Below are 22,959 nucleotides of genomic sequence, written 5' to 3'. Positions count from 1 at the left end.
GCCGGTCCGCGCGCGCAGCGCGCTGACCGTGTCGAAGCCTCGCTGATCCACAGACGCTCCCCGCCCCGGCACCAGCGCCGACGCATCCGCCCTACCGTTCCCGGATGGCCGGGACGGATGCGCGCTGGCGGCTGGGCGCGGGGGCCGCTGTGCTGCTCGTGCTCGGTGCCGTCGCCGGCGGCGTCGCGCAGCGCATGGTGCAGGACGCCGCACCCGCGACGATCGTCGCGGAGCCGGTCGCGACCGCCGCCTCGGATCTCGTCGTCGACGTGCAGGGCGCGGTCGCTCGGCCGGGGGTCTATCGGCTGCCGAGCGGCTCGCGCGTGCTCGACGCGCTCGCGCGAGCCGGCGGCACGAGCGCCGAAGCGGCGCCAGGCGCGCTGAACCTCGCGAGGCCGGTCGTCGACGGCGAGCAGCTCATCGTGCCGACCGCCGAGGAGGCGGCGGCAGCTCCGCCGCCCGGCGCGCCCGGCAGCGGCGTCGGTGCCGACGGGCTCGTGTCGCTCAATCGCGCCGACCAGGCGGCGCTCGAGTCGCTGCCGCGCGTCGGTCCGTCGCTCGCGCTCGCGATCATCGCTCACCGCGACGAGCACGGGCCCTTCACCGACCTCGCGCAGCTCGACGACGTGCCCGGCATCGGGCCCGCGCTGCTCGCGACGCTCACGCCGCTCGTGACGCTCTGATGCGCGATCTGCGCCTCGCCCTGCCGGTCGCGATCGCATGGGCAGCACTCGCGGCGCTCGGCCCGCACCCGGCGGTGCTCGGGCCCGGAGCGATCGCGAGCGGCGCGAGCGCTGCTGCTGGCCTGCTGCTCGCCCGCCTCGTCGCGCGTCGAGGCGAGCGGCCGGCCGCGCTGCTGCGGACGGTCGCGGTGGGCGCGGGGCTCGCATGCCCGCTGCTGCTCGGCGCCGACGCGGCGGCCTCGAGCGCCCTCGACCGCTGCGATGCGCTCGGCCTGCTCCTGCTCGGCGAGACGGCGCCGACCGAGGTCGTCGTCACCGAGTGCGACGGCGCCGGCACGGCGCGCAGCGCGATGCTGCTGCGCGCGCCCGACACGCCGCTCGCGATCGGCGCGACCGCGATCGGCCGCTGCGACGCGTGGCTCGACGGCTCGCGCTGGCTGATGGTGTGCGACGCGCTCGAGGTCGGCGAGCCGGCCGGCTGGGCGTCGTGGGCAGGGACGCTGCGCGACGGGCTGCTCGCGGCGTCCGCGCAGCTGCCCGGCATGGGCGGCGAGCTGCTGCCGGGACTCACGATCGGCGACGAGCGACGCGTGAGCGCGACGCTGCGGACGGCGATGCTCGATTCCGGCCTCAGCCACCTGACGGCGGTCTCGGGCGCGAACTGCGTCATCGTCGTCGGCGCCGCGTTCCAGCTCGCGGCTGCGATCGGTGCTCGACGGAGGGTCCGCGTCGCGGTCGCGGCCGCCGCGCTCGGCGGCTTCGTCGTGCTCGTCACGCCCGAGCCGTCGGTCGTGCGAGCGGGAGCGATGGCGGCGATCGCGCTCGTCGGGATGGTGACCGGCCGACGCGCGGGTGCCGTCGCGCTGCTCTCGCTCGCCGTGCTGCTCGTGCTCGTGGCGCAGCCGCACCTCGCGACGAGCCCGGGCTTCGCGCTCTCGGCGCTCGCGACGTGCGGGCTCATCGTGCACGGGCGCCCGATCGCCGAGGTGCTCTCCCGCGCGCTGCCGATGCCCATCGCGGCACTCGTCGCGGTACCGCTCGCCGCCCAGCTCTGGTGCCTCCCGGTGCTCGTCGGGCTCGACGCGAGCGTGAGCGCCGTCTCGGTGCTCGCCGACCTGCTCGCCGGACCGGCGGCACCGATCGTCACGGTCGTCGGTCTCGCGGCATGCCTCGCGTCGCCGCTCGCGCCCGCTGTCGCAGCCGGTCTCGCGTGGATCGCGTGGCTGCCGGCCGCCTGGATCGCGCAGGTCGCGATGGTCGCGCAGCAGCTGCCCGCCGCTCAGGTGCCGTGGCCGGTCGCGCCCTGGGGCGCGCTCACCGCATCCGCCATGCTCGCCGCGGTGCTCGTGGGCCAGGCCCGCGGCCACATCGCCCGCGGCGTCGCGATCGCCGGCGTGCTCGGGCTCGTCGCGGCCGGCACCGGCGCGTGGCCGAGCGTGCGGCTCGGCGCGCTCGCCGACTGGAGCATCGCGCAGTGCGACGTGGGGCAGGGGAGCGCGACGCTCATGCGCCACGGCGCGGCGACGGTGCTCGTCGACGCCGGCGCCGAGCCCTCGCGCATCGACGGCTGCCTCACGACGCTCGGCGTGCGGCGTGTCGACCTGCTCGTGCTCACGCACTTCGACGTCGACCACGCGGGCGGCGCGAGCGCGCTGCTCGGACGCGTCGGGCTGCTCGTCCACGGGCCGGTCGACGAGCGCTCGGAGGCGCTCGTCGGCGAGCTCGCCGCGGCCGGCGCCATGACGCACGAGGCGCGTCGCGGCGACGCGTGGGAGCTCGGCGAGCTGCGCGTCGAGGCGCTCTGGCCTAGCGGCGACGAGGAGCCGGGCAACGACGCGAGCGTCGCCGTCGCGATCGATGCGCCGGGCGGCGGGCTCGAGCTCGTCGTGCTCGGCGACCTGGGCGCGCAGGCGCAGTCGAGGCTCCTGCGCGCGGGCGTGCCCAGCGCATCCGTCGTCGTCGTTGCGCACCACGGCTCCGCGGATCAGCTGCCGGCGCTCTATCGCCGCATCGGTGCCGCAGTCGGGCTCGTGGGTGTGGGGGAGAACGACTACGGGCACCCGACGGATGCGTCGCTGCGGCTCGTGCGGGAGGCCGGCGGCCAGCCGCTCCGCACCGATCAGCTGGGGACGATCGCGCTCGCCGTCGACGAGGGCGGCGTGCGCGTGTGGTCGGAGCGCCAGGCGCCACCATAGGCTCGGCCAGCAGGGGCCTCACCGACGAGGCCGATGGAGGAGAGGCCATCGATGCTCGACGTGACGCAGCTCTCGGACGACTCGGTCCAGACGTATGCGGATGTCGTCGCTCGCACTGCCGAGGCGATGGCAAGGCCCGACCTGGAGCTCGCGGCGGCGCTCCTCTCGCCGTTCGCCGGCGAGCGCTGGAACGGCACGCTGCGACTCTTCACCGGATCGCGCGCTCCCAGCGGCGAGCGGGTCTCGAGGCGCGTGCCGGATCCGACGCGGGCGCGCGTCTTCATGCGCGATCGCTTCCGGTGCACCTACTGCGGCGGGCGCGTGGTCCCGCGCTGCATCCTGGTCGCCATGAGCGACGTCTTCCCCGATGCGCTCGCCTACCACCCGAACTACGCGCGCGGTCGGATCCATCCGGTGTACTGGGCGCTCGCACCGGAAGCCGATCATGTCCTCGCGCACCGCGGAGGAGGCACGAGCACCGAGGACAACCTGACGACGCTCCACACGATGTGCAACGCCCGGAAGGCGGATGCGCCGCGAGACGCGCTGCCCGCTCCGGATCGGATCCTCGATGCGGAACCGTGGGACGGCTTGGTCTCCCTCTACCGACGGGTGGTCGCGGCGGGCGAAGGATCTGCGCGCCACCACTCGGCCGCCTACCACCTCGCGTGGATGCGCCACCTCGAGGTCTGAGCGCAGGGCGGCGTCCGCGTGTGGTCGGAGCGCGTCGGCGGCCCGCCGTAGGCTGGGAGCGTGGCAGCGAGCATCCCCAAGATCGGCTGGGAGCAGGTGTCTCCTGCGCCCGTCGTGCTCGTGTTCGGCAAGGAGTCGTTCCTCGCCGACCGAGCGATGCAGCGCCTGCGCGCGCTCCTGCTCATGGAGGATCCCGAGCTCGAGATCCACGACGTCGACGCCGGTCAGTACGTCGACGGCGCGCTCGAGCTCATCGCGAGCCCCTCGCTCTTCGACGAGCCGCGGCTCGTGCGGGTCGAGAACGGCGTGAAGGCGACCGACGCGCTCATCGCCGACGTGCTCCGCTACCTCGCGTCGCCCGTCGACGGCACGACCCTCGTCATCCGCCACGACGGCTCGACGGTGCGCGGCAAGAAGATGCTCGACGCGATCCGCAAGACGCCCGGCGCGATCGAGGTCGTGTGCCAGTCGCTCAAGCGCGACGAGCTCGTCCCGTTCGTGCGCGGCGAGCTGCGGCTGCTCGAGCGCGAGGCGACGCCCGGTGCGATCGCGGCACTCGTGGATGCGTTCCACTCCGACATCGCGGAGCTCGCGAACGCGGTGCGCCAGGTCGCGCTCGACACGCAGGGCGAGGTGACCGAGCAGGTCGTGCGCACCTACTACTCGGGCCGCGTCGAGACGACCGCCTTCGCCGTCGTCGACGCCGTGATCGCCGGCGACGTCGCGACCGCGCTCGTGACGCTGCGGCACGCGATCGCGACCGGCGCCGATCCCGTGCCGATCGTCGCGGCGTTCGCGATGCGCTTCCGGCAGCTCGCCAAGGTCTCGGGCGCGGGCGGCGGCGACTCGCAGGCCGCGCGCCAGCTCGGGATGCAGGACTGGCAGGTGCGGAACGCCCGCAAGGACCTCCGCGGCTACACCGACGCGACGCTGTGCGAGGCGATCGAGGCGATCGCCCACGCCGACCACGCGGTCAAGGGCGCCGAGCGCGATCCGCACTACGCGGTCGAGCGGCTCGTGCGGCAGCTCGCGGCGCGCTCCTGACGGCTACGCCGAACCGCTCCACGGGGCGGGAGCGAGCACCCAGATCGCGACCGCCCGCTCGTCGCCCGCGACGCGCCACGTGTGCGGCTCGCGCCCCGGTAGCGTCAGCGCATCGCCCGCGCCGACGAGCACGGCGCGATCCGCGAAGCGCACCTCGACCGCACCCGCGACGACGTGCAGCACCTCGACCTCGCAGCTGATGGTGTAGAGCTCCGAGCCGCCGTGCGCGCCCGGCTCGAGCTCGGAGCGGAGCACCTGCAGCTGCTCCTGCCCGCGCGGCGAGAGCATGCGCTCGTCGGCGCCGACGCCGCCGAGGTTGATGCGCGGCGCATCGGCCCACTGCACGAGCTGCACGTCGGGCTCCTCGAAGAGCGCGCCGACCGGGAGCGAGAGCACCTGGCACAGCTGCACGAGCGTCGCGACGCTCGGCGAGGTCTCGTCGCGCTCGAGCCGGCTGAGGAAGCCCTTCGACAGCCCAGAGGTCGCGGCGACCTGGCTGAGCGACATGCCCTGCGCGGTGCGCGCCGACCGCAGCTTCGCGCCGAGGGCGATCGAGCTCTCGTCGGCGTCGGGGTGGATGGGGCGCATCTCGGTCCTCGCTCTCGCTCGCTCGCCTTGACGGACGCCTCGGGACGGGCGTACGGTGACGACACTAGTTGCACGAAGCGTATCGAAAGTTGTCCAATATGCAACCCACCGAGAATCGTCCCTCTGCGCCGCGCGGACCGATCGACGCGAGCGCGGTGCCGCGCTTCGCCGGCATCGCCACCTTCGCCCGGCTGCCGCGGCTCGACGAGGTCGGGCGCGCGGACATCGCCGTCGCGGGCGTGCCCTTCGACAGCGGCGTGAGCTACCGCCCGGGCGCGCGCTTCGGCCCCTCGCACGTGCGCGAGGCCTCGCGGCTGCTGCGCCCCTACAACCCGGCGCAGGACGTCTTCCCCTTCGGCGCGCAGCAGGTCGCCGACGCCGGCGACATCGTCGCGAACCCCTTCGACCTCGAAGCCGCGGTCGCCGACATCGAGGCTGGCTCGCGCGCCCTGCACGACAGCGCCGACCGCATCGTCGTGATCGGCGGCGACCACACGATCGCGCTGCCGCTGCTGCGCGACATCGCCGCGAAGCACGGGCCGGTCGCGGTGCTGCACTTCGACGCGCACCTCGACACGTGGGACACCTACTTCGGCGCCCCCATCACGCACGGCACGCCGTTCCGCCGCGCGTCGGAGGAGGGCCTCATCGACCTCACCGCGAGCATGCACGTCGGCACCCGCGGCCCGCTCTACGACAAGCAGGACCTCGTCGACGACGAGCGGCTCGGCTTCGCGGTCGTGACGAGCGAGTTCGTCGAGGAGCACGGCGTCGCCGCCGCGATCGAGCGCATGCGCGCCCGCATCGGCGACGCCCCGCTCTACATCTCGATCGACATCGACGTGCTCGACCCGTCGCACGCGCCCGGCACGGGCACGCCCGAGGCGGGGGGCCTCACGAGCCGCGAGCTGCTGCGCATGCTGCGCGCGCTCTCCGACCTGCAGATCGTCGGTGCCGACGTCGTCGAGGTCGCCCCGGCCTACGACCACGCCCAGCTCACCGCGATCGCCGCGAGCCACGTCGTCTACGAGCTGCTGAGCGCGATGGCGCCGGCGGCGGATGCCTCCGGTGACGGCAGTGCGGACGCCTGACGCCGCCGAGGTCGAGGCCGCGGCGGCCTCGATCGTCGACGCCTTCGCCGCCACCGACGGCGAGCGCTACTTCGCGCGCTTCGCTGACGACGCATCCTTCGTCTTCCACACCGAGCCGAGCCGGCTCGACAGCCGCGCGGCGTACGAGCGGCTGTGGAGCACGTGGGTCGAGAGCGGCTGGCGCGTCGTCTCGTGCGCGTCGAGCGAGCGGCTCGTGCAGCCGCTGCCCGGCGGCGCCGTCTTCAGCCACACCGTCGACACGACGGTCGAGACCGGCGAGGGTCGCGAGTCGTACCGCGAGCGCGAGTCGATCGTCTTCGCCGTCGACGGCGACCGCCTGGTCGCCGTGCACGAGCACCTCTCACCGCTCGCCTGAATCCCAGTCCCGTCCCCAGCCCCACCCGTCGAAGGAGACCGATGTCGCTCTACTCCCGCCTCGAACGCCGACTGGAGGCGGGCGCCGACGACGCCGGCCCCGTCCGCGGCACCTACTCGTCCGGCCGCATGCTCATGATCTGGCTCGCGGCGAACCTCGTCGTGACCACGCTGCTCACCGGCACGCTCTTCGTGCCCGACGTGCCCTACGGCCTCGTGCTCGGCCTCATCGTCGGCGGCACGCTGCTCGGCGCGTGCGTGCTCGTGCTCATCGGCGCGATCGGCACGCGCACGGGCCTGCCGACGATGGCGCTCACGCGCGGCCCCTTCGGCACGCGCGGTAGCCTGCTGCCGGCCGCGGCGAACCTCGTGATCCTCATGGGCTGGAGCTGGGTGCAGGCGATGCTCGCCGGCATCTCGCTCAACTACATCGTCGAGGCGCTCACGGGCTTCTCGAGCCCGGTGATCTTCGCCGTGCTGTGCCAGACGATCGTGGTCATCCTGGCGATCTTCGGCCACGCCGGCGTCGCGCGCATCGAGCCGTGGTTCGCCGCCGTCATCCTCGCGATCTCGGCCTACGTCTTCATCACCGCGTTCACGACCTTCACGCCCGCCGAGTTCGCCGAGATCCCCGCGAGCGCCGAGCCGTTCTACACGCCCGGCCTGATGTTCGACGTCGTGCTCGCGACCGCGATCTCGTGGACCGTCCTGTCGGCCGACTTCAACCGCTTCGCCCGCACGACGAAGGGCGGCGCGATCGGCTCGGGCGTCGGCTACACGCTCTCGACCGTCACCGCGATGACCGTCGGCGCGACCGCGATCGGCTACGTCGTGCTGAGCGGCGGCGAGGCCGTCGCGTTCGACCCGACGGCGATCATCGAGCCCTTCGGCGCGCTCTTCGCCGTCGCGATCTTCCTCTCGGTCATGGCCACCAACACGATGGTCGTCTACGGCATGGTGACGACGGTCGTGAACGCGCTGCCGGGCAAGCGCGTGCCGTTCCTCGCGAGCGCGCTCATCCTCGGCGTCATCTCGATCATCGGCGCGACCTTCTTCGGCCTGCTCGACCAGTTCACGACGTTCCTCGTCACGATCAGCGCGCTGTTCGCACCGGTGTTCGCGATCATGATCGTCGACTACTACCTGCTCAAGCGCCGCAGCTACACCGCCGACATCCTCAAGGCGCGCGGCGGCCGCTACTGGTACACGGGCGGCGTCAACTGGATCGCGGTCGGCTCGTGGCTCGTCGGCGCCGCGCTCGCGTACGCGTGGGCGTACGTGTGGCCGCTGCCGTTCGGCGCGACGGTGCCGAGCTTCGTCGTCACGTTCGTGCTCTACCTCGCGCTCTCGCTGCCCGGCCGTGCGAAGGGAGCCCCGGAGCCCGCGCCGCACCTGGCCGAGACGGCGGATGCGCGCTGAGACCACGGGGGAGGGTCGCGGCACGCTCGTCGACCTGAGCCATCCCGTCGTCGACGGGATGCAGGTCTACCCCGGCGACCCGGCGGTGCGCATCGAGCCCGCGCTCACGGTCGCGGCCGACGGCGTCGACGTCGCGAGCATCCGGATGGGCTCGCACACCGGCACCCACGTCGACGCGCCCTCCCACTCGATCGAGGGCGGCCGCACGATGGCCGACGTCGCGCTCGACGAGCTCGTGGGGGCGGCGCTCGTCGTGCGCGTCGCGGGGCTCGCCGACGGCGACGTGTACGGCTGGCGCGAGCTCGAGGCAGCGGGCCAGCTGCCGGAGCGAGTGCCGCCGATCGTGCTCGTCGACACCGGTTGGGCCGCGCACTTCGGCGCCGAGCGCGCGCTGCGCCACCCCGCCCTCGACGCGGATGCCGCGCGCGAGCTCGTGCGCCGCGGCATGCGGGTGCTCGCGGTCGACACCCTGAGCCCCGACCCGACGGGGTCGACGGATGCGTCGTTCCCGGTCCACGAGGTCGTGCTCGGCGCCGATGGCCTCATCGTCGAGAACGTGCGGGGCCTCGAGGCGCTGCCGGCGACGGTGCGGGTCGGGTTCTTCCCGCTGCGCCTCGCCGGCGACGGCGCCCCGGTCCGCGCGGTCGCCTTCCTCGACTGACTTGAGCCCCTAGCGTAGGTGAGTGGCGCGTTCCGCAGGTGGCTGGCGGGCGCCACTCGGGCGCGCAAGTGACCGCGCAAACGCGGAAGTGACCGCTCAGGCGCGGAAGTGACCACTCAGGCGCAGAAGTGACCACTCAGGCGCGCGGGTGACCACTCGGGCGCGCAGTGGCCGCCCGGCAGGACGACGAAGGCGGGGGCCCGTCGGGGCCCCCGCCTTCGAGGTGTGCGGCTCGGATCAGAGCGCAGCGGCCTGCTTCGCGATCGACGACTTGCGGTTCGCGGCCTGGTTCTTGTGGATGACGCCCTTCGAGGCAGCCTTGTCGAGCTTGCGCGCCGCGATGGCGACCTTCTCCTGCGCCACGGCCTTGTCGCCCGCGGCGATCGCCTTGCGCGCCTCGCGCACAGCGGTCTTGACCTCGCTCTTGACGGCGCGGTTGCGGTCGGTCGCCTTCTGGTTGGTGAGGATGCGCTTGATCTGCGACTTGATGTTCGCCACGTGGGGTCCTGTTCTGCTCGGAAGATGGTTGGCGGCGGCTTGCGCTCCGATGAGCCCCGCCGCGACCCGCCCTCGCGCGACGGGCGCGCAGAAGAAGGGGAAGCCAACGAACGACTCTACCAGCGCGCGGCCCGCGGTCGCAACGCGGCCCGACGCATCCGCTGTGGGAGAATGGACCATTCCGCACCACTCCATCGAGACCCCCATCGAGAAGGACCCGTGAGCCCCAGAGCGACCAAGGCACTCGAGCCTGCCTCGACCGATCCCGCGAGCATCCGCAACTTCTGCATCATCGCGCACATCGACCACGGCAAGTCGACCCTCGCCGACCGGATGCTGCAGCTCACGGGCGTCGTCGACGACCGCTCGATGCGCGCGCAGTACCTCGACCGCATGGACATCGAGCGCGAGCGCGGCATCACGATCAAGTCGCAGGCCGTGCGGATGCCGTGGGAGGTCGACGGGCAGACCTTCGCGCTCAACATGATCGACACCCCCGGCCACGTCGACTTCACCTACGAGGTGAGCCGGTCGCTCGCCGCGTGCGAGGGCGCGATCCTGCTCGTCGACGCCGCCCAGGGCATCGAGGCGCAGACGCTCGCGAACCTCTACCTCGCGATGGACAACGACCTCGAGATCATCCCGGTGCTCAACAAGATCGACCTGCCGGCCGCCGATCCCGACAAGTTCGCGGCCGAGATCGCCGGCCTCATCGGCGGCGACCCCGACGACGTGCTGCGCGTGAGCGGCAAGACGGGCGTCGGCGTCGACGCGCTGCTCGACCGCGTCGTGCGCACGATCCCCGCGCCGCAGGGCGACGTCGACGGCCCCGCCCGCGCGATGATCTTCGACTCGGTCTACGACAGCTACCGCGGCGTCGTCACCTACGTCCGCATGGTCGACGGCCGGCTCGAGCCGCGCGAGCAGATCCAGATGATGTCGACCGGCGCGCGCCACGAGCTGCTCGAGATCGGCGTCTCGAGCCCCGAGCCAGTGCCCGCGAAGGGGCTCGCCGCGGGCGAGGTCGGCTACCTCATCACGGGCGTGAAGGACGTGCGCCAGTCGAAGGTCGGCGACACCGTCACGACCTACCGCGCACCCGCGACCGAGCCGCTCAAGGGCTACGCCGACCCCAAGCCCATGGTCTTCTCGGGCCTCTACCCGATCGACGGCAGCGACTACCCGGTGCTGCGCGAGGCGCTCGACAAGCTCAAGCTGTCGGATGCGGCGCTCGTCTACGAGCCGGAGACCTCGGTCGCGCTCGGCTTCGGCTTCCGCTGCGGCTTCCTCGGCCTCCTGCACCTCGAGATCATCACCGAGCGGCTCGAGCGCGAGTTCAACCTCGACCTCATCGCGACCGCCCCGAGCGTCGTCTACGAGGTGCAGACCGAGGACCGCGTCGTGCACACGGTGACGAACCCGAGCGAGTTCCCCGAGGGCAAGATCCACTCGATCGTCGAGCCGATGGTGCGCGCGACGATCCTGGCGCCCAAGGACTACGTCGGCGCGATCATGGAGCTGTGCCAGTCGCGCCGCGGCACGCTCGGCGGCATGGAGTACCTCTCGGAGGACCGCGTCGAGCTGCGCTACCGGCTGCCGCTCGGCGAGATCGTCTTCGACTTCTTCGACCAGCTCAAGTCGAAGACGCAGGGCTACGCGTCGCTCGACTACGAGCTCGACGGCGAGGAGGAGGGCGACCTCGTCAAGGTCGACATCCTGCTCCAGGGCGAGCAGGTGGATGCGTTCAGCGCGATCGTGCACCGCGACAAGGCCTACGCCTACGGGGTGCTCATGGCGGGCAAGCTCAAGGACCTCATCCCGAGGCAGCAGTTCGAGGTGCCGATCCAGGCCGCCGTCGGGGCGCGCATCATCGCGCGCGAGACGATCCGCGCGATCCGCAAGGACGTCCTCGCGAAGTGCTACGGCGGCGACATCTCCCGCAAGCGCAAGCTGCTCGAGAAGCAGAAGGAGGGCAAGAAGCGCATGAAGATGGTCGGTCGCGTCGAGGTGCCCCAAGAGGCGTTCATCGCCGCCCTCTCGAGCGGCGAGTCGAAGAAGGACGCGAAGTGAAGCCCATCCGCGAGCGCGCCACGAACTACGGCGCGGTCGGCGCGACGGCGCACTTCGACTTCACGCGCTTCCCGCCGAAGGGCTTCGAGGTCGTGCAGCGCCGCTCGCGCATCGGCCACGGCCGGCCGCGCTTCGACGCCGCTGTCGCGGCGCTGCGCACGTGGAAGGTGCAGCGGCTCGCGGGCATCGAGGTCGACGTCGTCGGCACCGAGGAGGGCACCGTCTACCGCCCGGTCGGCTTCCAGGACGGCGAGGCGACCCGCGCCGCGAGCGTCGAGCCGCAGCAGGACTTCGGTCCCGACGGCGAGCCGTTCCTGCAGCCGGGCGACTCGGTCGACCAGCGCATCCGCTTCCTCGGCATCCAGTTCCACGGCCCGATGCGGGTCATCGCGGTCGAGGAGGAGCCCAATAGCCACGGCGTGATCCTCGGCTCGCTCGAGGGCCACCCCGAGGCCGGCGAGGAGCGCTTCACGGTCGAGATCGCCGAGGACGAGACCGTCTTCCTCCACTTCCGCGCGATCGTCCGCAACGCCGCGTGGTACGCCAAGCTCGGCGCTCCCGTCTCCAAGGCGCTGCGCTCGAGGTACCACGACCGCTACATGGACGTGCTGCGCTCGATCGACGTGCGCTGACGTGGGTCGCCTGCCCGACGGCGAGGCGGCTCCCGCCGACGGCCGGCTGCCCGAGGGCACCGCGGCCGATGCGCCCTTCGGCGTCTACATCCACGTGCCGTTCTGCTCGGTGCGGTGCGGCTACTGCGACTTCAACACCTACACGGCCGACGAGCTGCGCGGCGCGACCCGCGCGGGCTACCCGGGCGACGTCGCCGCCGAGATCCGCCTCGCGCGCGCGGTGCTCGGCGAGCTCGGCCCGCTCCGCCCGATGCAGACCGTCTTCTTCGGCGGCGGCACGCCGACGCTCCTGCCGTCGGGCGACCTCGTCGCGATGCTGCAGGCCGTGACGGATGCGTTCGGGCTCGCCGAGGGCGCGGAGGTCTCGGTCGAGGCGAACCCCGATTCGATCGACCTCGCCGGTCTCGTGCAGCTGCGCGCGGGCGGCGTGACGCGCGTGTCGATCGGCATGCAGTCGACGGTGCCGCACGTGCTCGCGGCGCTCGACCGCACCCATGACCCCGAGCGCGTGCCGCTCGTCGTCGAGTGGGCGCGCGAGGCGGGGCTCGAGGTGAGCCTCGACCTCATCTACGGGGCGCCGGGGGAGTCGCTCGCCGACTGGCAGCGATCGCTCGACGCGGCCGTCGCGATGGCGCCCGACCACGTCTCGGCCTACGCGCTCATCGTCGAGGACGGCACCGCCCTCGCGCGGCGCATCCGCCGCGGCGAGCTCGCGGCCCCCGACGACGACCTGCAGGCCGCGATGTACGAGGCGGCGGATGCGACCCTCGGCCGGGCCGGCTACTCCTGGTACGAGATCTCCAACTGGGCGAAGGGCGACCGGGTCGCCCGGCACAACCTCGCCTACTGGCGCGGGCACGACTGGTGGGGCTTCGGGCCCGGCGCCCACAGCCACGTCGGCGGGGTGCGCTGGTGGAACGTCAAGCACCCCGCCGCCTACCGCGACCGGCTCGTCGCGGGCGCCTCGCCCGCGCTCGCGCGCGAGGTGCTCGACGCCGAGACGCGGCGCGTGGAGCGCGTGCTGCTGGAGTCGCGCATCGCCGAGGGGCTCGCGATCGACGTGCTCGACGCCGAGGGTCGCCGCGCCGTCGCGGGGCTCGTCGCCGACGGCCTCGTGGACGGGAGAGCCGCCCTCGCCGGCCGGGTGATCCCGACGCCGCGAGGGCGGCTGCTCGCCGACGCCGTCGTGCGGCGCCTGCTGCCCTGAGCTACTTCACCAGCCGCCAGTTGAACGGGTAGCGGTAGGAGCCGCCGGCGTTGACGCGCACGCCGCCGATGATCGAGAAGATCACCTGCAGCAGCCCCGGCACCCACCAGATCATCAGCAGCAGGAACCCGATGCCGACGAACGACAGGATGGTCCCGACGACGATGAGGCCGATCGTCAGGATCGTCATGAAGATGCCGAAGTTGAGCGCCTCCTTCGACTCCTGCCGCGCGAACGCGCTGCGGTCCTTGTAGATGAGGAAGACGATGAGCGGGCCGATCCAGCCGCCCCAGCCGCCGGTGACGATCGTCGAGAGGCCCGAGAGGTGGCCCCACATGCCGGCGTTCTTCTCGTCGACGGGCGACATGGGGGCGCCGGCCGCGTACTGCGGCTGGCCGGGCGCGCCGTACTGCGGAGCGCCATGCTGCGGGGATCCGTACTGCGGCGATCCGTACTGCGGCGATCCGTACTGCGGCGATCCGTACTGGGGGGCGCCATGCTGCTGGCCCCCCGGCTGGCCGTAGCCCGGCTGGGCGTAGCCGCCCTGGCCGTACCCGGGCTGGTCGAAGGGAGCGCTGCCCTGCTGGCCCGGCTGCGGCTGGCTCCAGTCGCGGCTCGCGTCGGAGTCGAACGCGGGCTGACCGGGCGCGCTCGGCACGGCGCCGCCCGCGGGAGCGGAGAAGGGCTCGGCCGGCTGGCCGAGCGCCGGAGCGGCGGGCGCGCTGGGGGCCGCGTGCTGCTCGTCGGTGACCGAGAAGCCCTCGCTCGAGGGGTCGGTCGGCTCGTGCTGGTCGTCTCGGCGGGGCACGTTGGGGTCGGACATGGGGAGTGCCTTTCGTGAGTGGTCCGCAGGATCTGCGGACGTTCCGCACGGCCATTGTGCGCCGGGATGGCTGGAGAACGGGTGAGCGATCGGGCGCGGCGCGTCGCGGCGCGGTAGGATTGGCAGTCAGCATTGGAGAGTGCCAGCAGGGGGGAAGGAGCGCGGGATGGTCTCGGATCGCGGTCTCGAGGTCCTCCGGGCGATCGTCGAGGACTACGTCGCCCTGCGGGAGCCGGTGGGGTCGAAGTCGATCGTCGAGCGGCACGCCTTCGGCGTCTCCGCGGCGACGATCCGCAATGACATGGCGCTCCTCGAGGAGGAGGAGCTCATCGTCGCGCCCCACACCTCGTCGGGCCGCGTGCCGACCGACAAGGGCTACCGCGTCTTCGTCGACCGCCTGCAGCGCATGCAGCCGCTCACCCCCGCGCAGCGCCAGGCGATCGCGCGCTTCCTCGACGAGTCGGTCGATCGCGACGACGTGCTCGCGCGCACCGCGCGCCTGCTCTCGAGCCTCACGAACCAGGTCGCGCTCGTGCAGGTGCCGCTCCGGCGCCCGGGCGCCGTGCGCCGCGTCGAGCTCGTCGCGGTCACCGAGTCGAAGGTGCTCGCGGTGCTCATCCTCGACTCGGGCCGCGTCGAGCAGCGACTGCTCGACGTCGGGCAGCGCATCGAGCCCGAGCAGGCATCGGTGCTCGGCCGGGCGTTCACCGAGACGATCGCCGAGCTCGCGCCCGCCGAGGCCGTCCAGCGCCTCTCGTCGACAGCCGCATCCGCCCCCGCCTCGATCGCGACCGCGACCGGCGCGGTCGCGCAGGCGCTGACCGAGATGCTGCAGGGGGCCGGCGGCGACCGCATCGTGATGGCGGGCGCCGCGAACCTCGTGCGGGAGGAGCGCGACTTCCAGGGCACCGTGACGCCCGTGCTCGACGCGATCGAGGAGCAGGTGACCCTCTTGCGCCTCTTCGACGAGATGGGCTCCGAGGGGGAGGTCGCGACCCGCATCGGCCGCGAGCTCTCGGGGCCGCTCGGCGAGGCGGCGGTCGTCGCCTCGACCTACACGGCCGACGGCAGCGAGGGGCACGTCGGCGTCCTGGGCCCGACCCGGATGGACTACGCAGGGAACATGGCCGCGGTGCGCGCAGTGGCGCGCTACCTCACGCGGCTGCTGAGCGAGGACTGAGTGAGCGACCACTACGAGACACTCGGCGTCGAGCGCGACGCCACGCAGGACGAGATCAAGAAGGCGTACCGCCGGCTCGCGCGAGAGCTGCACCCCGACGTCAACCCGAGCGAGGACGCGGCCGAGCGATTCAAGGACGTCACGCACGCGTACGACGTGCTCGGCGACCCGCAGTCGCGCGCGGAGTACGACCGCGGCCCGTCGCTCGGCGGGGCCGGGGGCTTCGGGTTCGGCGACATCTTCGAGCAGTTCTTCGGCGGCGGCCGCTCGGCCGGGCCGCGCTCGCGGCGCCAGCCGGGGCAGGACAGCCTGCTGCGCCTCGACCTCGACCTCGCCGACGTCGTCTTCGGCGTGCACCGGGAGCTGCGCGTGCAGACGGCCGTGCTGTGCGAGACGTGCGACGGCGCGTGCACCGCGCCCGGATCGAGCCCGCAGCGCTGCACGATGTGCGGCGGCTCCGGCCACGTGCAGCGGCAGGTGCGGTCGCTGCTCGGCAACGTCGTCACCTCGCAGCCGTGCGCGGCGTGCCAGGGCTACGGGAGCATCATCCCCGAGCCGTGCCCGACGTGCGCGGGCCACGGCCGCGTGCGCGCCGAGCGCACGATCCCCGTCGACATCCCCGCGGGCGTCGACACGGGCCTGCGCATCCAGCTGCCCGGCCAGGGCGAGGTCGGCGAGGCCGGCGGCCCCGCCGGCACGCTCTACCTCGAGATCAACGTGCGCCACCACGACGTCTTCTCCCGCTCGGGCGACGACCTGCTCGGCACGCTCGAGGTGTCGATCTCCGACGCCGCGCTCGGCGCGCGGAGCACCGTCGAGGGCATCGACGGCCCCGTCGAGGTCGAGGTGCGCCCCGGCACGCAGTCGGGCGACGTCATCACGATCGGGGAGCGCGGCGTCACGCGCCTCCGCGGCGCCGGCCGCGGCGACCTCAAGCTCGGCGTGCAGGTCGTCACGCCGCAGCGCATCGACCGGCGCACGGAGGAGCTGCTGCGCGAGCTCCGCGACCGCACGAAGGCGCCCGCGCCGCAGCTCGCCCAGTTCAAGCAGGGGCTGTTCGCGAAGATGCGCGACCGCCTCCGGCTCTGATGGCCCACTGCTACTGGCACGACGCGCTCGCGGGCGCCGAGCCGGGCGCGGTCGTGACGCTCGCGGGCGAGGAGGCGCACCACGCCGCCGTCGTCTCGCGCATGCGCCGCGGCGAGCGCGTGCTCGTGAGCGACGGCGCTGGCACGCTCGCCGAGGGGATCATCGACCGCGTCGAGCGCGACGGCGTCGACGTCGTGCTGCAGCGCGTTGAGGCGGTGCCGCAGCCGAGCCCGCGCATCGCGCTCGCCCAGGCGCTCGCGAAGGGCGATCGGGCCGAGCTCGCCGTGCAGGCCTCGACCGAGCTCGGCGTCGACGTCATCGTGCCGTGGCAGGCGAGGCGCAGCGTCGTGCAGTGGAAGGGCGACCGCGGCGACAAGGCGCTCGAGCGCTGGCGGCGCATCGTGCGCGAGGCGGGCAAGCAGGCGATCCGGGCGCGGCTGCCCGAGGTCGTCGGGGTCGTCGACAGCGCGGGCCTCGCGGGCCTCGGCGCGCACTGGCAGCTCGTCGTGCTCGACCCGACCGCGCCCGCCTCGATCGCCGAGGTGCCGATCGAGCGCGACGCGCTGCTCGTCGTGGGGCCAGAGGGCGGCATCGACCCGGGGGAGCTCGAGGCGCTCGACGCGGCCGGCGCCGTGCGCGCGCGCATGGGCGACCACGTGCTGCGCACGTCGACCGCCGGGCTCGCGGGGCTCGCGGCGCTCTCGCTGCGGCTCGGGCGCTGGTGAGCCGGGCGCGAGTAGGCTGACGACCATGGCTGAGCCCACCGTGTTCGAACGGATCGTCGCGCGCGAGATCCCGGCGGAGATCGTGCTCGAGACCGACCGCATCATCGCGTTCACCGACATCGCGCCGCAAGCGCCGATGCACGTCGTGGTCGTGCCGAAGTCGCCGCAGTACCGCGACGTCGTCGAGCTCGCTGCCGGCGACCCCCACCTCATGGCCGAGATGGTGCAGGCCGCGCAGGCGATCGCCCGCGAGCGCGCCGACGGCGACTTCCGGCTCGTGTTCAACACCGGCGAGCTCGCCGGCCAGACCATCTTCCACGTCCACGCGCACGTGCTCGCCGGCGCACTCAGAGAGGGATCGCTTGCCTGACGCAACCCGTTCGATCGAGATCGACGGCATCGAGATGGTGCGGCTGCTGGGGCCGCAGGACCGGCTCCTCACGCGCCTCGAGCACGAGCACCCCGACGTGCGCGTCGCCGTGCGCGGCAACCTCGTCACGCTCGAGGGGCCCGAGCACGACGTCGAGGTCGCCGGCCGGCTCGTGCAGGAGCTCGTCGACCTCGTCCGGCAGGGCGCGGCCCTCAGCCAGACGGAGGTCGCCGAGGGCAGCCGCATCCTGCGGCAGGACACCTCGCGGAGCCTCGCCGACGCGATCGGCGAGGTGATCCTCACGAGCAAGGGCAAGTCGATCCGGGCGAAGACCGAGGGCCAGCGCGCCTACGTCGAGTCGATCGATGCGCACACGATCGTCTTCGGCATCGGCCCCGCCGGCACGGGCAAGACCTACCTCGCGATGGCGAAGGCGGTACAGGCGCTGCACCGCAAGGAGGTCAACCGCATCATCCTCACGCGCCCCGCTGTCGAGGCGGGGGAGCGGCTCGGCTTCCTGCCCGGCACGCTCACCGACAAGATCGACCCCTACCTCCGGCCGCTCTACGACGCGCTCAACGAGATGATGGATCCCGAGCTCGTGCCGAAGCTGCTCGCGACGGGCGTCGTCGAGGTCGCGCCGCTCGCCTACATGCGCGGCCGCACGCTCAACGACTCGTTCATCGTGCTCGACGAGGCGCAGAACACGACGCCCGAGCAGATGAAGATGTTCCTCACGCGCCTCGGCTTCGGCTCGAAGATGGTCGTCACGGGCGACGCGACGCAGGTCGACCTGCCCGCGGGCACCTCGGGCCTGCAGGTCGCGCAGCAGGTGCTCGGCAAGATCGACGACATCCGCTTCGCGATGCTCACGAGCGCCGACGTCGTGCGGCACACGCTCGTCGGCGAGATCGTCGACGCCTACACGGCGCACGACCAGCGGGTCATGGCGCGGCAGGCCCGCCAGGGCCAGCAGTCGCACCACGCGCGGCGAGGGAGGCACTGATGTCGATCGACCTCCTGAACGAGACGGATGCGTCGGTCGACGAGGCGCAGCTCGTGCGGCTCGTCGCGCACCACCTCGAGAAGCTCTTCGTGCACCCCGACGCCGACGTGTCGATCGCGCTCGTCGACGTCGCCGCGATGGAGCAGCTGCACGTGCAGTGGATGGACGAGCCCGGCCCCACCGACGTGCTCTCCTTCCCGATGGACGAGCTGCGGCCCGGCAGCCACGACCGGCCCGCGCCCGCGGGCCTGCTCGGCGACATCGTGCTGTGCCCCGAGGTCGCGCAGCAGCAGGCGCTCGAGGCGAGCCACTCGCTCATGACGGAGCTGCGGCTCCTCACGACCCACGGGCTCCTCCACCTGCTCGGCTTCGACCACGCCGAGCCCCCGGAGCGCGCCGAGATGTTCGAGCTGCAGGACACGCTGCTCGCGGCGTTCGAGGCGGCCGACAGCGGCACGCCCGGCCGCGTCCGCTGATGTTCGAGGTCGTCCTCTTCGTCGTCGCGGGGCTGCTGATCGTCTTCGGCGCCTGGCTCGCCGCGTGCGACGCGGCGCTCGGCGTCGTCTCGCGCGCCGAGCTGCAGGAGGCCGCCGTCGCCGCCCGCCGCGGCCGGAAGATGCTCGCGATCGCCGACGACCTGCGCGGGCACGTCATGACGCTCCAGTTCGGGCGCATCATGTGCGAGACGATCGCCGCGGTGCTCGTCGCCCTCGCCGTCGACTCGCTCGTCACCGAGTGGTGGATCACGCTGCTCGTCGCCGGCGGCGTCATGATCGTCGTCTCGTTCGTGCTCGTCGGCACGAGCCCGCGCGCGGTCGGCCGCCAGCACGCCGTCGCGCTCCTGCGCGCCTCCGCCGGCTTCCTCCGCTTCTGGCGCGTGCTCATGGGGCCGATCGCGATGCTCGTCGCGACCGTCGGCGAGAAGGTCACGCCCGGCCGCCAGCGCGAGACGGCGTTCACGACCGAGGCGCAGCTGCTGTCGATGGTCGACGCCGCCGCCGAGAGCGACGTGCTCGAGGACGAGGACCGCGAGCTCATCCACTCGATCTTCGAGTTCAACGACACGCTCGTGCGTGAGGTCATGGTGCCGCGCCCCGACATGATCGTCGTCGAGCGCGACGTCACGGCGCAGGACGCGCTGCGGCAGTTCCTCGACAACGGGCTCTCGCGCATGCCGGTCGTGGGGGAGTCGACCGACGAGATCCTCGGGATCCTCTACCTGCGCGACGTCGTGCGCTCCCGCACGTGGCGCCCCGACGCATCCGAGACCGCCGAGGAGCTCGCCCGCCCGGCGGTGCTCGTGCCGGAGTCGAAGAAGGCCGACGACACCCTCGCGCTCATGCAGGCCGATCGCGTGCACGTCGCGATGGTCGTCGACGAGTACGGCGGCATCGCGGGGCTCGTGACGCTCGAGGACCTCGTCGAGGAGCTCGTGGGCGAGATCCACGACGAGCACGACCGCGGCCGCAGCGAGGTCGTCGAGGTCGGCGACGGCTCGTGGCGCGTCTCGGCGCGGCTGCAGATCGACGAGCTCGGCGACCTGTTCGACCTCTCGCTCGACGACGAGCAGGTCGACACGGTCGGCGGGCTCGTGCAGAAGGAGCTCGGCCGCATCACCGAGGTCGGCGACGTCGTGCACGTCGCGGGACTGCGCATCGAGGTGCGCTCGCTCGACGGCCGCGGCCGCCGCGCGGGCGAGATGGAGGTCTCGCGCATCGTCGAGGCCGAGACGACGGCGGAGGCCGAGGCATGACCGAGCACCGGAGCGGATTCGTCACCTTCGTCGGGAGGCCCAACGCGGGCAAGTCGACGCTCATGAACGCGCTCGTGGGCGAGAAGATCGCGATCACGTCGTCGAAGCCGCAGACGACCCGGCACGCGATCCGCGGCGTCGTGCACCGCGACGACGCGCAGCTCGTCATCGTCGACACCCCCGGCATGCACAAGCCGCGCACCCTGCTCGGCAAGCGGCTCAACGCCGTCGTGCAGACGACGCTCGGCGACGTCGACGTCATCTGCCTGTGCGTGCCCGCCGACGAGCCGCTCGGCCCCGGCGACCGCTTCATCGACCAGCAGCTCGAGGGCTTCCCGCGCGCGAAGAAGGTCGCGGTCGTGACGAAGACCGACGCCGCCTCGAAGGAGCGCGTCGCGCAGCAGCTGCTCGCGGTGAGCGAGCTGCGCGAGTGGGACGCGATCGTGCCGCTCTCGTCGGTCGCGGGCCACCAGCTCGACGTGCTCGTCGACGCGCTCGTCGCGCTGCTGCCCGAGGGGCCGCCGCTCTACGAGGCCGAGACGACGACCGAGGAGCCGCTCTCGGTGCGCATCGCCGAGCTCGTGCGGGAGGCGGCGCTCGAGGGCGTGCGCGACGAGCTGCCGCACTCGATCATGGTGACGATCGACGACATCGTGCAGCGCGAGGACCGCGAGCTCACCGACGTCTACGCGAACCTGTGGGTCGAGCGCGACAGCCAGAAGGGCATCATCATCGGCAGGGGCGGCTCGCGGCTGCGGCAGGTGGGGGCGGATGCGCGGCGCGAGATCGAGCGCGTCGTGGGCACCCAGGTGCACCTCGACCTGCGCGTGAAGGTCGCGAAGGAGTGGCAGGGCGATCCGAAGCAGCTGGGCCGCTTCGGGTTCTGAGCCCGCAGCGCTCACGCGAGCGCAGCGCCGCAGCAGCCTTGTCCCCCTGTCGGATGATTCCGCGCCCGCGCACGCCGACGCATCCGCCCGCCGCCATACGCTGGCTCGCGTGACCGCCGACACCCTCGCGCCCGACGCGCAGCCCGCCGACGTGCCGGCGCGCGCCCCGCTCGATCGCGACGCGCTCCGCACCGACGCGATCATCGCCGCCGTCACGCTCGGGATGCTCGCCGTGCCGACGCTCCTCATCGGCGCGCTCTTCTTCGACTGGGGCTGGCACTGGCTGCTGTGCGCGATCGAGACCGCGGCGATCGGCGCCGCGATCGTCGTGCGCCGCCGCCGGCCCGTGCTCGGGCTCGCCGGGCTCGTCGCGCTCGCCGCCGTGCACGTCGTGCTCGCGGCGCCGCTCTTCCCGGTCTGGTTCGGCGTGCTCGTGCCGCTCTACTCCGCCGGCCGCTTCTGCCGCTGGCCCGGCCGGCTCGCGGCCGCCGGGCTCTCGCTCGTCGCCTCGGTGCTCGCCGGCTACTGGATCACGACGACCGGCGGCCTCGCGGGCTACTCGCCCGGCGAGCTCGTGCCCGTCGACGAGGTGCTGCGGTTCGTGGTGCTCGTCTGGGTGCCGCCCATGCTGCTGTTCTCGATGACGATCCTCATCGGCTGGGGCGTCTCCTCCGTCGCGCGCTCCGAGGCGGCCGTCGAGGTCGCGCAGGTCTCGAACCGGCGCGCGACCGAGCAGGAGGAGCGCGCCGCCCTCGCGCGCGACATGCACGACGTCGTCGCCCACTCGCTCGCCGTCGTCATCGCGCAGGCGAACGGCGCGCGCTACACGCCAGACCCCGCCGTCAAGGACGCGACGCTCGAGACGATCGCCGGCACCGCCAAGCAAGCGCTCGGCGACGTGCGGCTGCTGCTCGCGCAGCTCCGCCACAGCGAGGCGCCCGACCCCGTCGCGTCGCTCGACGACGTCGACGCGCTCGTCGAGCGGATGCGCGGCAGCGGCCTCGACGTGCGGCTCGAGCGGGTGGGCGGCCGGCCCCCGCTGCCGCGCACGGCCGACATCGCCGCCTACCGGATCCTGCAGGAGGCCCTCACGAACGCGCTGCGCCACGGCGATCGCGACCAGCCGGTGCACGTGCGGCTCAGGAGCGCGGGGCCTGGCATCGTGATCGACGTGCACAACCGACTCGTCGCCGCCCCCGGCCCCGCCGGGCACGGCGTGAGCGGCATGCACGAGCGCGCGCGGCTCGCGGGCGGCGACGTCTGGACGGGCATCGAGCACGAGTGGTTCCGCGTGCGCGCGGCGTTCCCGGCGGGGCTCGCATGATCCGCGTCCTCATCGTCGACGACCAGGCGCTGTTCCGCAGCGGCATCCGCATGCTCATCGAGTCGCAGCCCGACCTGCAGTGCGTCGGCGAGGCTGCCGACGGCGCGCAGGCCGTGCGCCTCGCCGAGGAGCAGCAGCCCGACGTCGTGCTCATGGACGTGCGGATGCCCGTGCTCGACGGCATCTCGGCGACCGATCGCATCGTGCGCGCGCAGCCCGACGTGCGGGTCGTCGTGCTCACGACCTTCGACCTCGACGAGGCCGCGGCGCGCGCCATCCGGGCCGGGGCATCCGGCTTCGTGCTCAAGGACGCTGAGCCCGAGCTCGTGCTCGCCGCGATCCGCACGGTCCACGCCGGCAACGAGGTCGTCGCCGCGAGCGCGACGCGGGAACTGTTCAAGGCGTTCGGTCGCCAGCAGCGATCGGCGCCCGCGGCGTTCGCCGAGCTCACCGAGCGGGAGCGGCAGATCTTCGCGCTCGCCGCGAGGGGGCTCTCGAACACCGAGATCGCCCGCAGCGAGTTCGTCTCGGAGGCGACCGTCAAGACCCACATCTCGCGCATCCTCGGCAAGCTGAGCCTGCGCGACCGCGTGCAGCTCGTCGTCTTCGCCTACGAGCACGGGCTCGCGGGCGAGTCGCGCTGAGG

General features: G+C 73.0%; 24 protein-coding genes. 21 read left to right on the top strand and 3 right to left on the bottom strand.

The genetic code is table 11. The features are described from left to right. The first annotated feature begins 104 nt into the window (after positions 1-104). From JQT67_RS02130 to holA, 4 genes are read left to right on the top strand one after another with little or no spacing between them, the layout of a single operon-like run. Complete coding sequence (locus JQT67_RS02130; protein WP_208063271.1) at positions 105-683, top strand: ComEA family DNA-binding protein; 579 nt, start codon at positions 105-107, stop codon at positions 681-683. Beyond that, the gene (locus JQT67_RS02125; RefSeq protein WP_208063270.1) at positions 683-2,878 is read left to right on the top strand and encodes a ComEC/Rec2 family competence protein; all 2,196 of its coding nucleotides are present in this window, start codon (positions 683-685) and stop codon (positions 2,876-2,878) included. Before JQT67_RS02130 ends, JQT67_RS02125 begins: the two co-directional genes overlap by 1 nt. A gap of 33 nt (positions 2,879-2,911) precedes the next feature. Continuing rightward, positions 2,912-3,571, top strand: coding sequence for an HNH endonuclease (locus tag JQT67_RS02120; RefSeq protein ID WP_208063269.1), 660 nt, complete (start codon positions 2,912-2,914; stop codon positions 3,569-3,571). A gap of 60 nt (positions 3,572-3,631) precedes the next feature. After that, complete coding sequence (gene holA / locus JQT67_RS02115; RefSeq protein ID WP_208063268.1) at positions 3,632-4,615, top strand: DNA polymerase III subunit delta; 984 nt, start codon at positions 3,632-3,634, stop codon at positions 4,613-4,615. 3 nt (positions 4,616-4,618) lie between these two features. Here the strand turns inward: holA and JQT67_RS02110 are convergent, their stop codons facing one another. Continuing rightward, a complete protein-coding gene (locus tag JQT67_RS02110) occupies positions 4,619-5,203 on the bottom strand; it encodes a helix-turn-helix domain-containing protein (RefSeq protein WP_208063267.1) in 585 nt (194 codons plus the stop codon). Between the two features lie 98 nt (positions 5,204-5,301). Here JQT67_RS02110 and speB point away from each other — a divergent pair, with 98 nt between their 5' ends. The 4 genes from speB to JQT67_RS02090 are packed head-to-tail and all read left to right on the top strand — an operon-like array spanning position 5,302 to position 8,749. Next, positions 5,302-6,294, top strand: coding sequence for an agmatinase (gene speB, locus JQT67_RS02105; protein ID WP_208063266.1), 993 nt, complete (start codon positions 5,302-5,304; stop codon positions 6,292-6,294). Further along, positions 6,272-6,670, top strand: coding sequence for a nuclear transport factor 2 family protein (locus tag JQT67_RS02100; protein ID WP_307864156.1), 399 nt, complete (start codon positions 6,272-6,274; stop codon positions 6,668-6,670). Before speB ends, JQT67_RS02100 begins: the two co-directional genes overlap by 23 nt. Positions 6,671-6,711: 41 nt before the next feature. Beyond that, positions 6,712-8,088, top strand: coding sequence for a cytosine permease (locus JQT67_RS02095; RefSeq protein WP_208063265.1), 1,377 nt, complete (start codon positions 6,712-6,714; stop codon positions 8,086-8,088). Then, complete coding sequence (locus JQT67_RS02090) at positions 8,078-8,749, top strand: cyclase family protein (RefSeq protein WP_208063264.1); 672 nt, start codon at positions 8,078-8,080, stop codon at positions 8,747-8,749. Before JQT67_RS02095 ends, JQT67_RS02090 begins: the two co-directional genes overlap by 11 nt. A gap of 237 nt (positions 8,750-8,986) precedes the next feature. Here JQT67_RS02090 and rpsT read toward each other — a convergent pair whose 3' ends face one another. Continuing rightward, on the bottom strand, positions 8,987-9,247 hold the full coding sequence (gene rpsT, locus JQT67_RS02085; protein ID WP_021011339.1) for a 30S ribosomal protein S20: 261 nt from the start codon (positions 9,245-9,247) through the stop codon (positions 8,987-8,989). Positions 9,248-9,466: 219 nt separating this feature from the next. Here rpsT and lepA point away from each other — a divergent pair, with 219 nt between their 5' ends. From lepA to hemW, 3 genes are read left to right on the top strand one after another with little or no spacing between them, the layout of a single operon-like run. Then, entirely contained in the window at positions 9,467-11,317 is a 1,851-nt protein-coding gene (gene lepA, locus JQT67_RS02080; RefSeq protein ID WP_021011338.1) for a translation elongation factor 4, read from the top strand. After that, the gene (locus tag JQT67_RS13710; RefSeq protein WP_021011337.1) at positions 11,314-11,949 is read left to right on the top strand and encodes a DUF1990 family protein; all 636 of its coding nucleotides are present in this window, start codon (positions 11,314-11,316) and stop codon (positions 11,947-11,949) included. The genes lepA and JQT67_RS13710 overlap by 4 nt, the downstream gene beginning before the upstream one ends. Before the next feature lies 1 nt (position 11,950). Further along, positions 11,951-13,156, top strand: a complete 1,206-nt coding sequence (hemW, locus tag JQT67_RS02070; RefSeq protein WP_208063263.1) for a radical SAM family heme chaperone HemW — start codon at positions 11,951-11,953, stop codon at positions 13,154-13,156. A 1-nt stretch (position 13,157) separates the two neighbouring features. Here hemW and JQT67_RS13605 read toward each other — a convergent pair whose 3' ends face one another. Continuing rightward, positions 13,158-13,979, bottom strand: a complete 822-nt coding sequence (locus JQT67_RS13605) for a DUF4870 domain-containing protein (protein ID WP_208063262.1) — start codon at positions 13,977-13,979, stop codon at positions 13,158-13,160. 166 nt (positions 13,980-14,145) lie between these two features. Between JQT67_RS13605 and hrcA the strand changes: the two genes are divergently transcribed. From hrcA to JQT67_RS02015, 10 genes are all read left to right on the top strand, one after another. Next, positions 14,146-15,159 (top strand): heat-inducible transcriptional repressor HrcA, encoded by a 1,014-nt coding sequence (gene hrcA, locus JQT67_RS02060; RefSeq protein WP_021011334.1) that lies wholly within the window; start codon positions 14,146-14,148, stop codon positions 15,157-15,159. Next, positions 15,160-16,248, top strand: a complete 1,089-nt coding sequence (dnaJ, locus tag JQT67_RS02055) for a molecular chaperone DnaJ (RefSeq protein WP_208063261.1) — start codon at positions 15,160-15,162, stop codon at positions 16,246-16,248. Then, entirely contained in the window at positions 16,248-16,973 is a 726-nt protein-coding gene (locus JQT67_RS02050; protein ID WP_208063260.1) for a 16S rRNA (uracil(1498)-N(3))-methyltransferase, read from the top strand. Before dnaJ ends, JQT67_RS02050 begins: the two co-directional genes overlap by 1 nt. Positions 16,974-16,998: 25 nt before the next feature. Then, on the top strand, positions 16,999-17,343 hold the full coding sequence (locus JQT67_RS02045; protein ID WP_208063259.1) for a histidine triad nucleotide-binding protein: 345 nt from the start codon (positions 16,999-17,001) through the stop codon (positions 17,341-17,343). A 34-nt stretch (positions 17,344-17,377) separates the two neighbouring features. After that, on the top strand, positions 17,378-18,349 hold the full coding sequence (locus JQT67_RS02040; protein WP_021065087.1) for a PhoH family protein: 972 nt from the start codon (positions 17,378-17,380) through the stop codon (positions 18,347-18,349). After that, complete coding sequence (ybeY, locus tag JQT67_RS02035) at positions 18,349-18,825, top strand: rRNA maturation RNase YbeY (RefSeq protein ID WP_208063258.1); 477 nt, start codon at positions 18,349-18,351, stop codon at positions 18,823-18,825. The genes JQT67_RS02040 and ybeY overlap by 1 nt, the downstream gene beginning before the upstream one ends. Then, a complete protein-coding gene (locus JQT67_RS02030) occupies positions 18,825-20,102 on the top strand; it encodes a hemolysin family protein (protein WP_208063257.1) in 1,278 nt (425 codons plus the stop codon). Before ybeY ends, JQT67_RS02030 begins: the two co-directional genes overlap by 1 nt. Continuing rightward, on the top strand, positions 20,099-20,989 hold the full coding sequence (gene era / locus JQT67_RS02025) for a GTPase Era (RefSeq protein WP_208063256.1): 891 nt from the start codon (positions 20,099-20,101) through the stop codon (positions 20,987-20,989). Before JQT67_RS02030 ends, era begins: the two co-directional genes overlap by 4 nt. A 109-nt stretch (positions 20,990-21,098) precedes the next feature. After that, positions 21,099-22,313: a sensor histidine kinase gene (locus JQT67_RS13705; protein WP_208063255.1), complete on the top strand. Its 1,215-nt coding sequence runs from the start codon at positions 21,099-21,101 to the stop codon at positions 22,311-22,313. Beyond that, positions 22,310-22,957, top strand: coding sequence for a response regulator transcription factor (locus tag JQT67_RS02015; protein ID WP_208063254.1), 648 nt, complete (start codon positions 22,310-22,312; stop codon positions 22,955-22,957). Before JQT67_RS13705 ends, JQT67_RS02015 begins: the two co-directional genes overlap by 4 nt. The last annotated feature ends 2 nt before the right edge of the window (positions 22,958-22,959 follow it).

This window comes from Agrococcus sp. TF02-05 (assembly GCF_017565345.1).
Taxonomy (GTDB): Bacteria; Actinomycetota; Actinomycetes; order Actinomycetales; family Microbacteriaceae; genus Agrococcus; species Agrococcus pavilionensis.
Note: the sequence above shows the minus strand (reverse complement) of the source record. Positions and strands in the feature narration are given on the sequence as shown.

What these genes read in the sequence shown, in the direction of transcription:
- JQT67_RS02130 (WP_208063271.1), top strand. Translation starts at nt 105, where the DNA reads ATGGCCGGGACGGATGCGCGCTGGCGGCTGGGCGCGGGGGCCGCTGTG.
- JQT67_RS02125 (WP_208063270.1), top strand. Translation starts at nt 683, where the DNA reads ATGCGCGATCTGCGCCTCGCCCTGCCGGTCGCGATCGCATGGGCAGCA.
- JQT67_RS02120 (WP_208063269.1), top strand. Translation starts at nt 2,912, where the DNA reads ATGGAGGAGAGGCCATCGATGCTCGACGTGACGCAGCTCTCGGACGAC.
- JQT67_RS02110 (WP_208063267.1), bottom strand. Translation starts at nt 5,203, where the DNA reads ATGCGCCCCATCCACCCCGACGCCGACGAGAGCTCGATCGCCCTCGGC.
- speB (WP_208063266.1), top strand. Translation starts at nt 5,302, where the DNA reads ATGCAACCCACCGAGAATCGTCCCTCTGCGCCGCGCGGACCGATCGAC.
- JQT67_RS02095 (WP_208063265.1), top strand. Translation starts at nt 6,712, where the DNA reads ATGTCGCTCTACTCCCGCCTCGAACGCCGACTGGAGGCGGGCGCCGAC.
- JQT67_RS02090 (WP_208063264.1), top strand. Translation starts at nt 8,078, where the DNA reads ATGCGCGCTGAGACCACGGGGGAGGGTCGCGGCACGCTCGTCGACCTG.
- JQT67_RS13605 (WP_208063262.1), bottom strand. Translation starts at nt 13,979, where the DNA reads ATGTCCGACCCCAACGTGCCCCGCCGAGACGACCAGCACGAGCCGACC.
- hrcA (WP_021011334.1), top strand. Translation starts at nt 14,146, where the DNA reads ATGGTCTCGGATCGCGGTCTCGAGGTCCTCCGGGCGATCGTCGAGGAC.
- JQT67_RS02050 (WP_208063260.1), top strand. Translation starts at nt 16,248, where the DNA reads ATGGCCCACTGCTACTGGCACGACGCGCTCGCGGGCGCCGAGCCGGGC.
- JQT67_RS02045 (WP_208063259.1), top strand. Translation starts at nt 16,999, where the DNA reads ATGGCTGAGCCCACCGTGTTCGAACGGATCGTCGCGCGCGAGATCCCG.
- JQT67_RS02040 (WP_021065087.1), top strand. Translation starts at nt 17,378, where the DNA reads ATGGTGCGGCTGCTGGGGCCGCAGGACCGGCTCCTCACGCGCCTCGAG.
- ybeY (WP_208063258.1), top strand. Translation starts at nt 18,349, where the DNA reads ATGTCGATCGACCTCCTGAACGAGACGGATGCGTCGGTCGACGAGGCG.
- JQT67_RS02030 (WP_208063257.1), top strand. Translation starts at nt 18,825, where the DNA reads ATGTTCGAGGTCGTCCTCTTCGTCGTCGCGGGGCTGCTGATCGTCTTC.
- era (WP_208063256.1), top strand. Translation starts at nt 20,099, where the DNA reads ATGACCGAGCACCGGAGCGGATTCGTCACCTTCGTCGGGAGGCCCAAC.
- JQT67_RS02015 (WP_208063254.1), top strand. Translation starts at nt 22,310, where the DNA reads ATGATCCGCGTCCTCATCGTCGACGACCAGGCGCTGTTCCGCAGCGGC.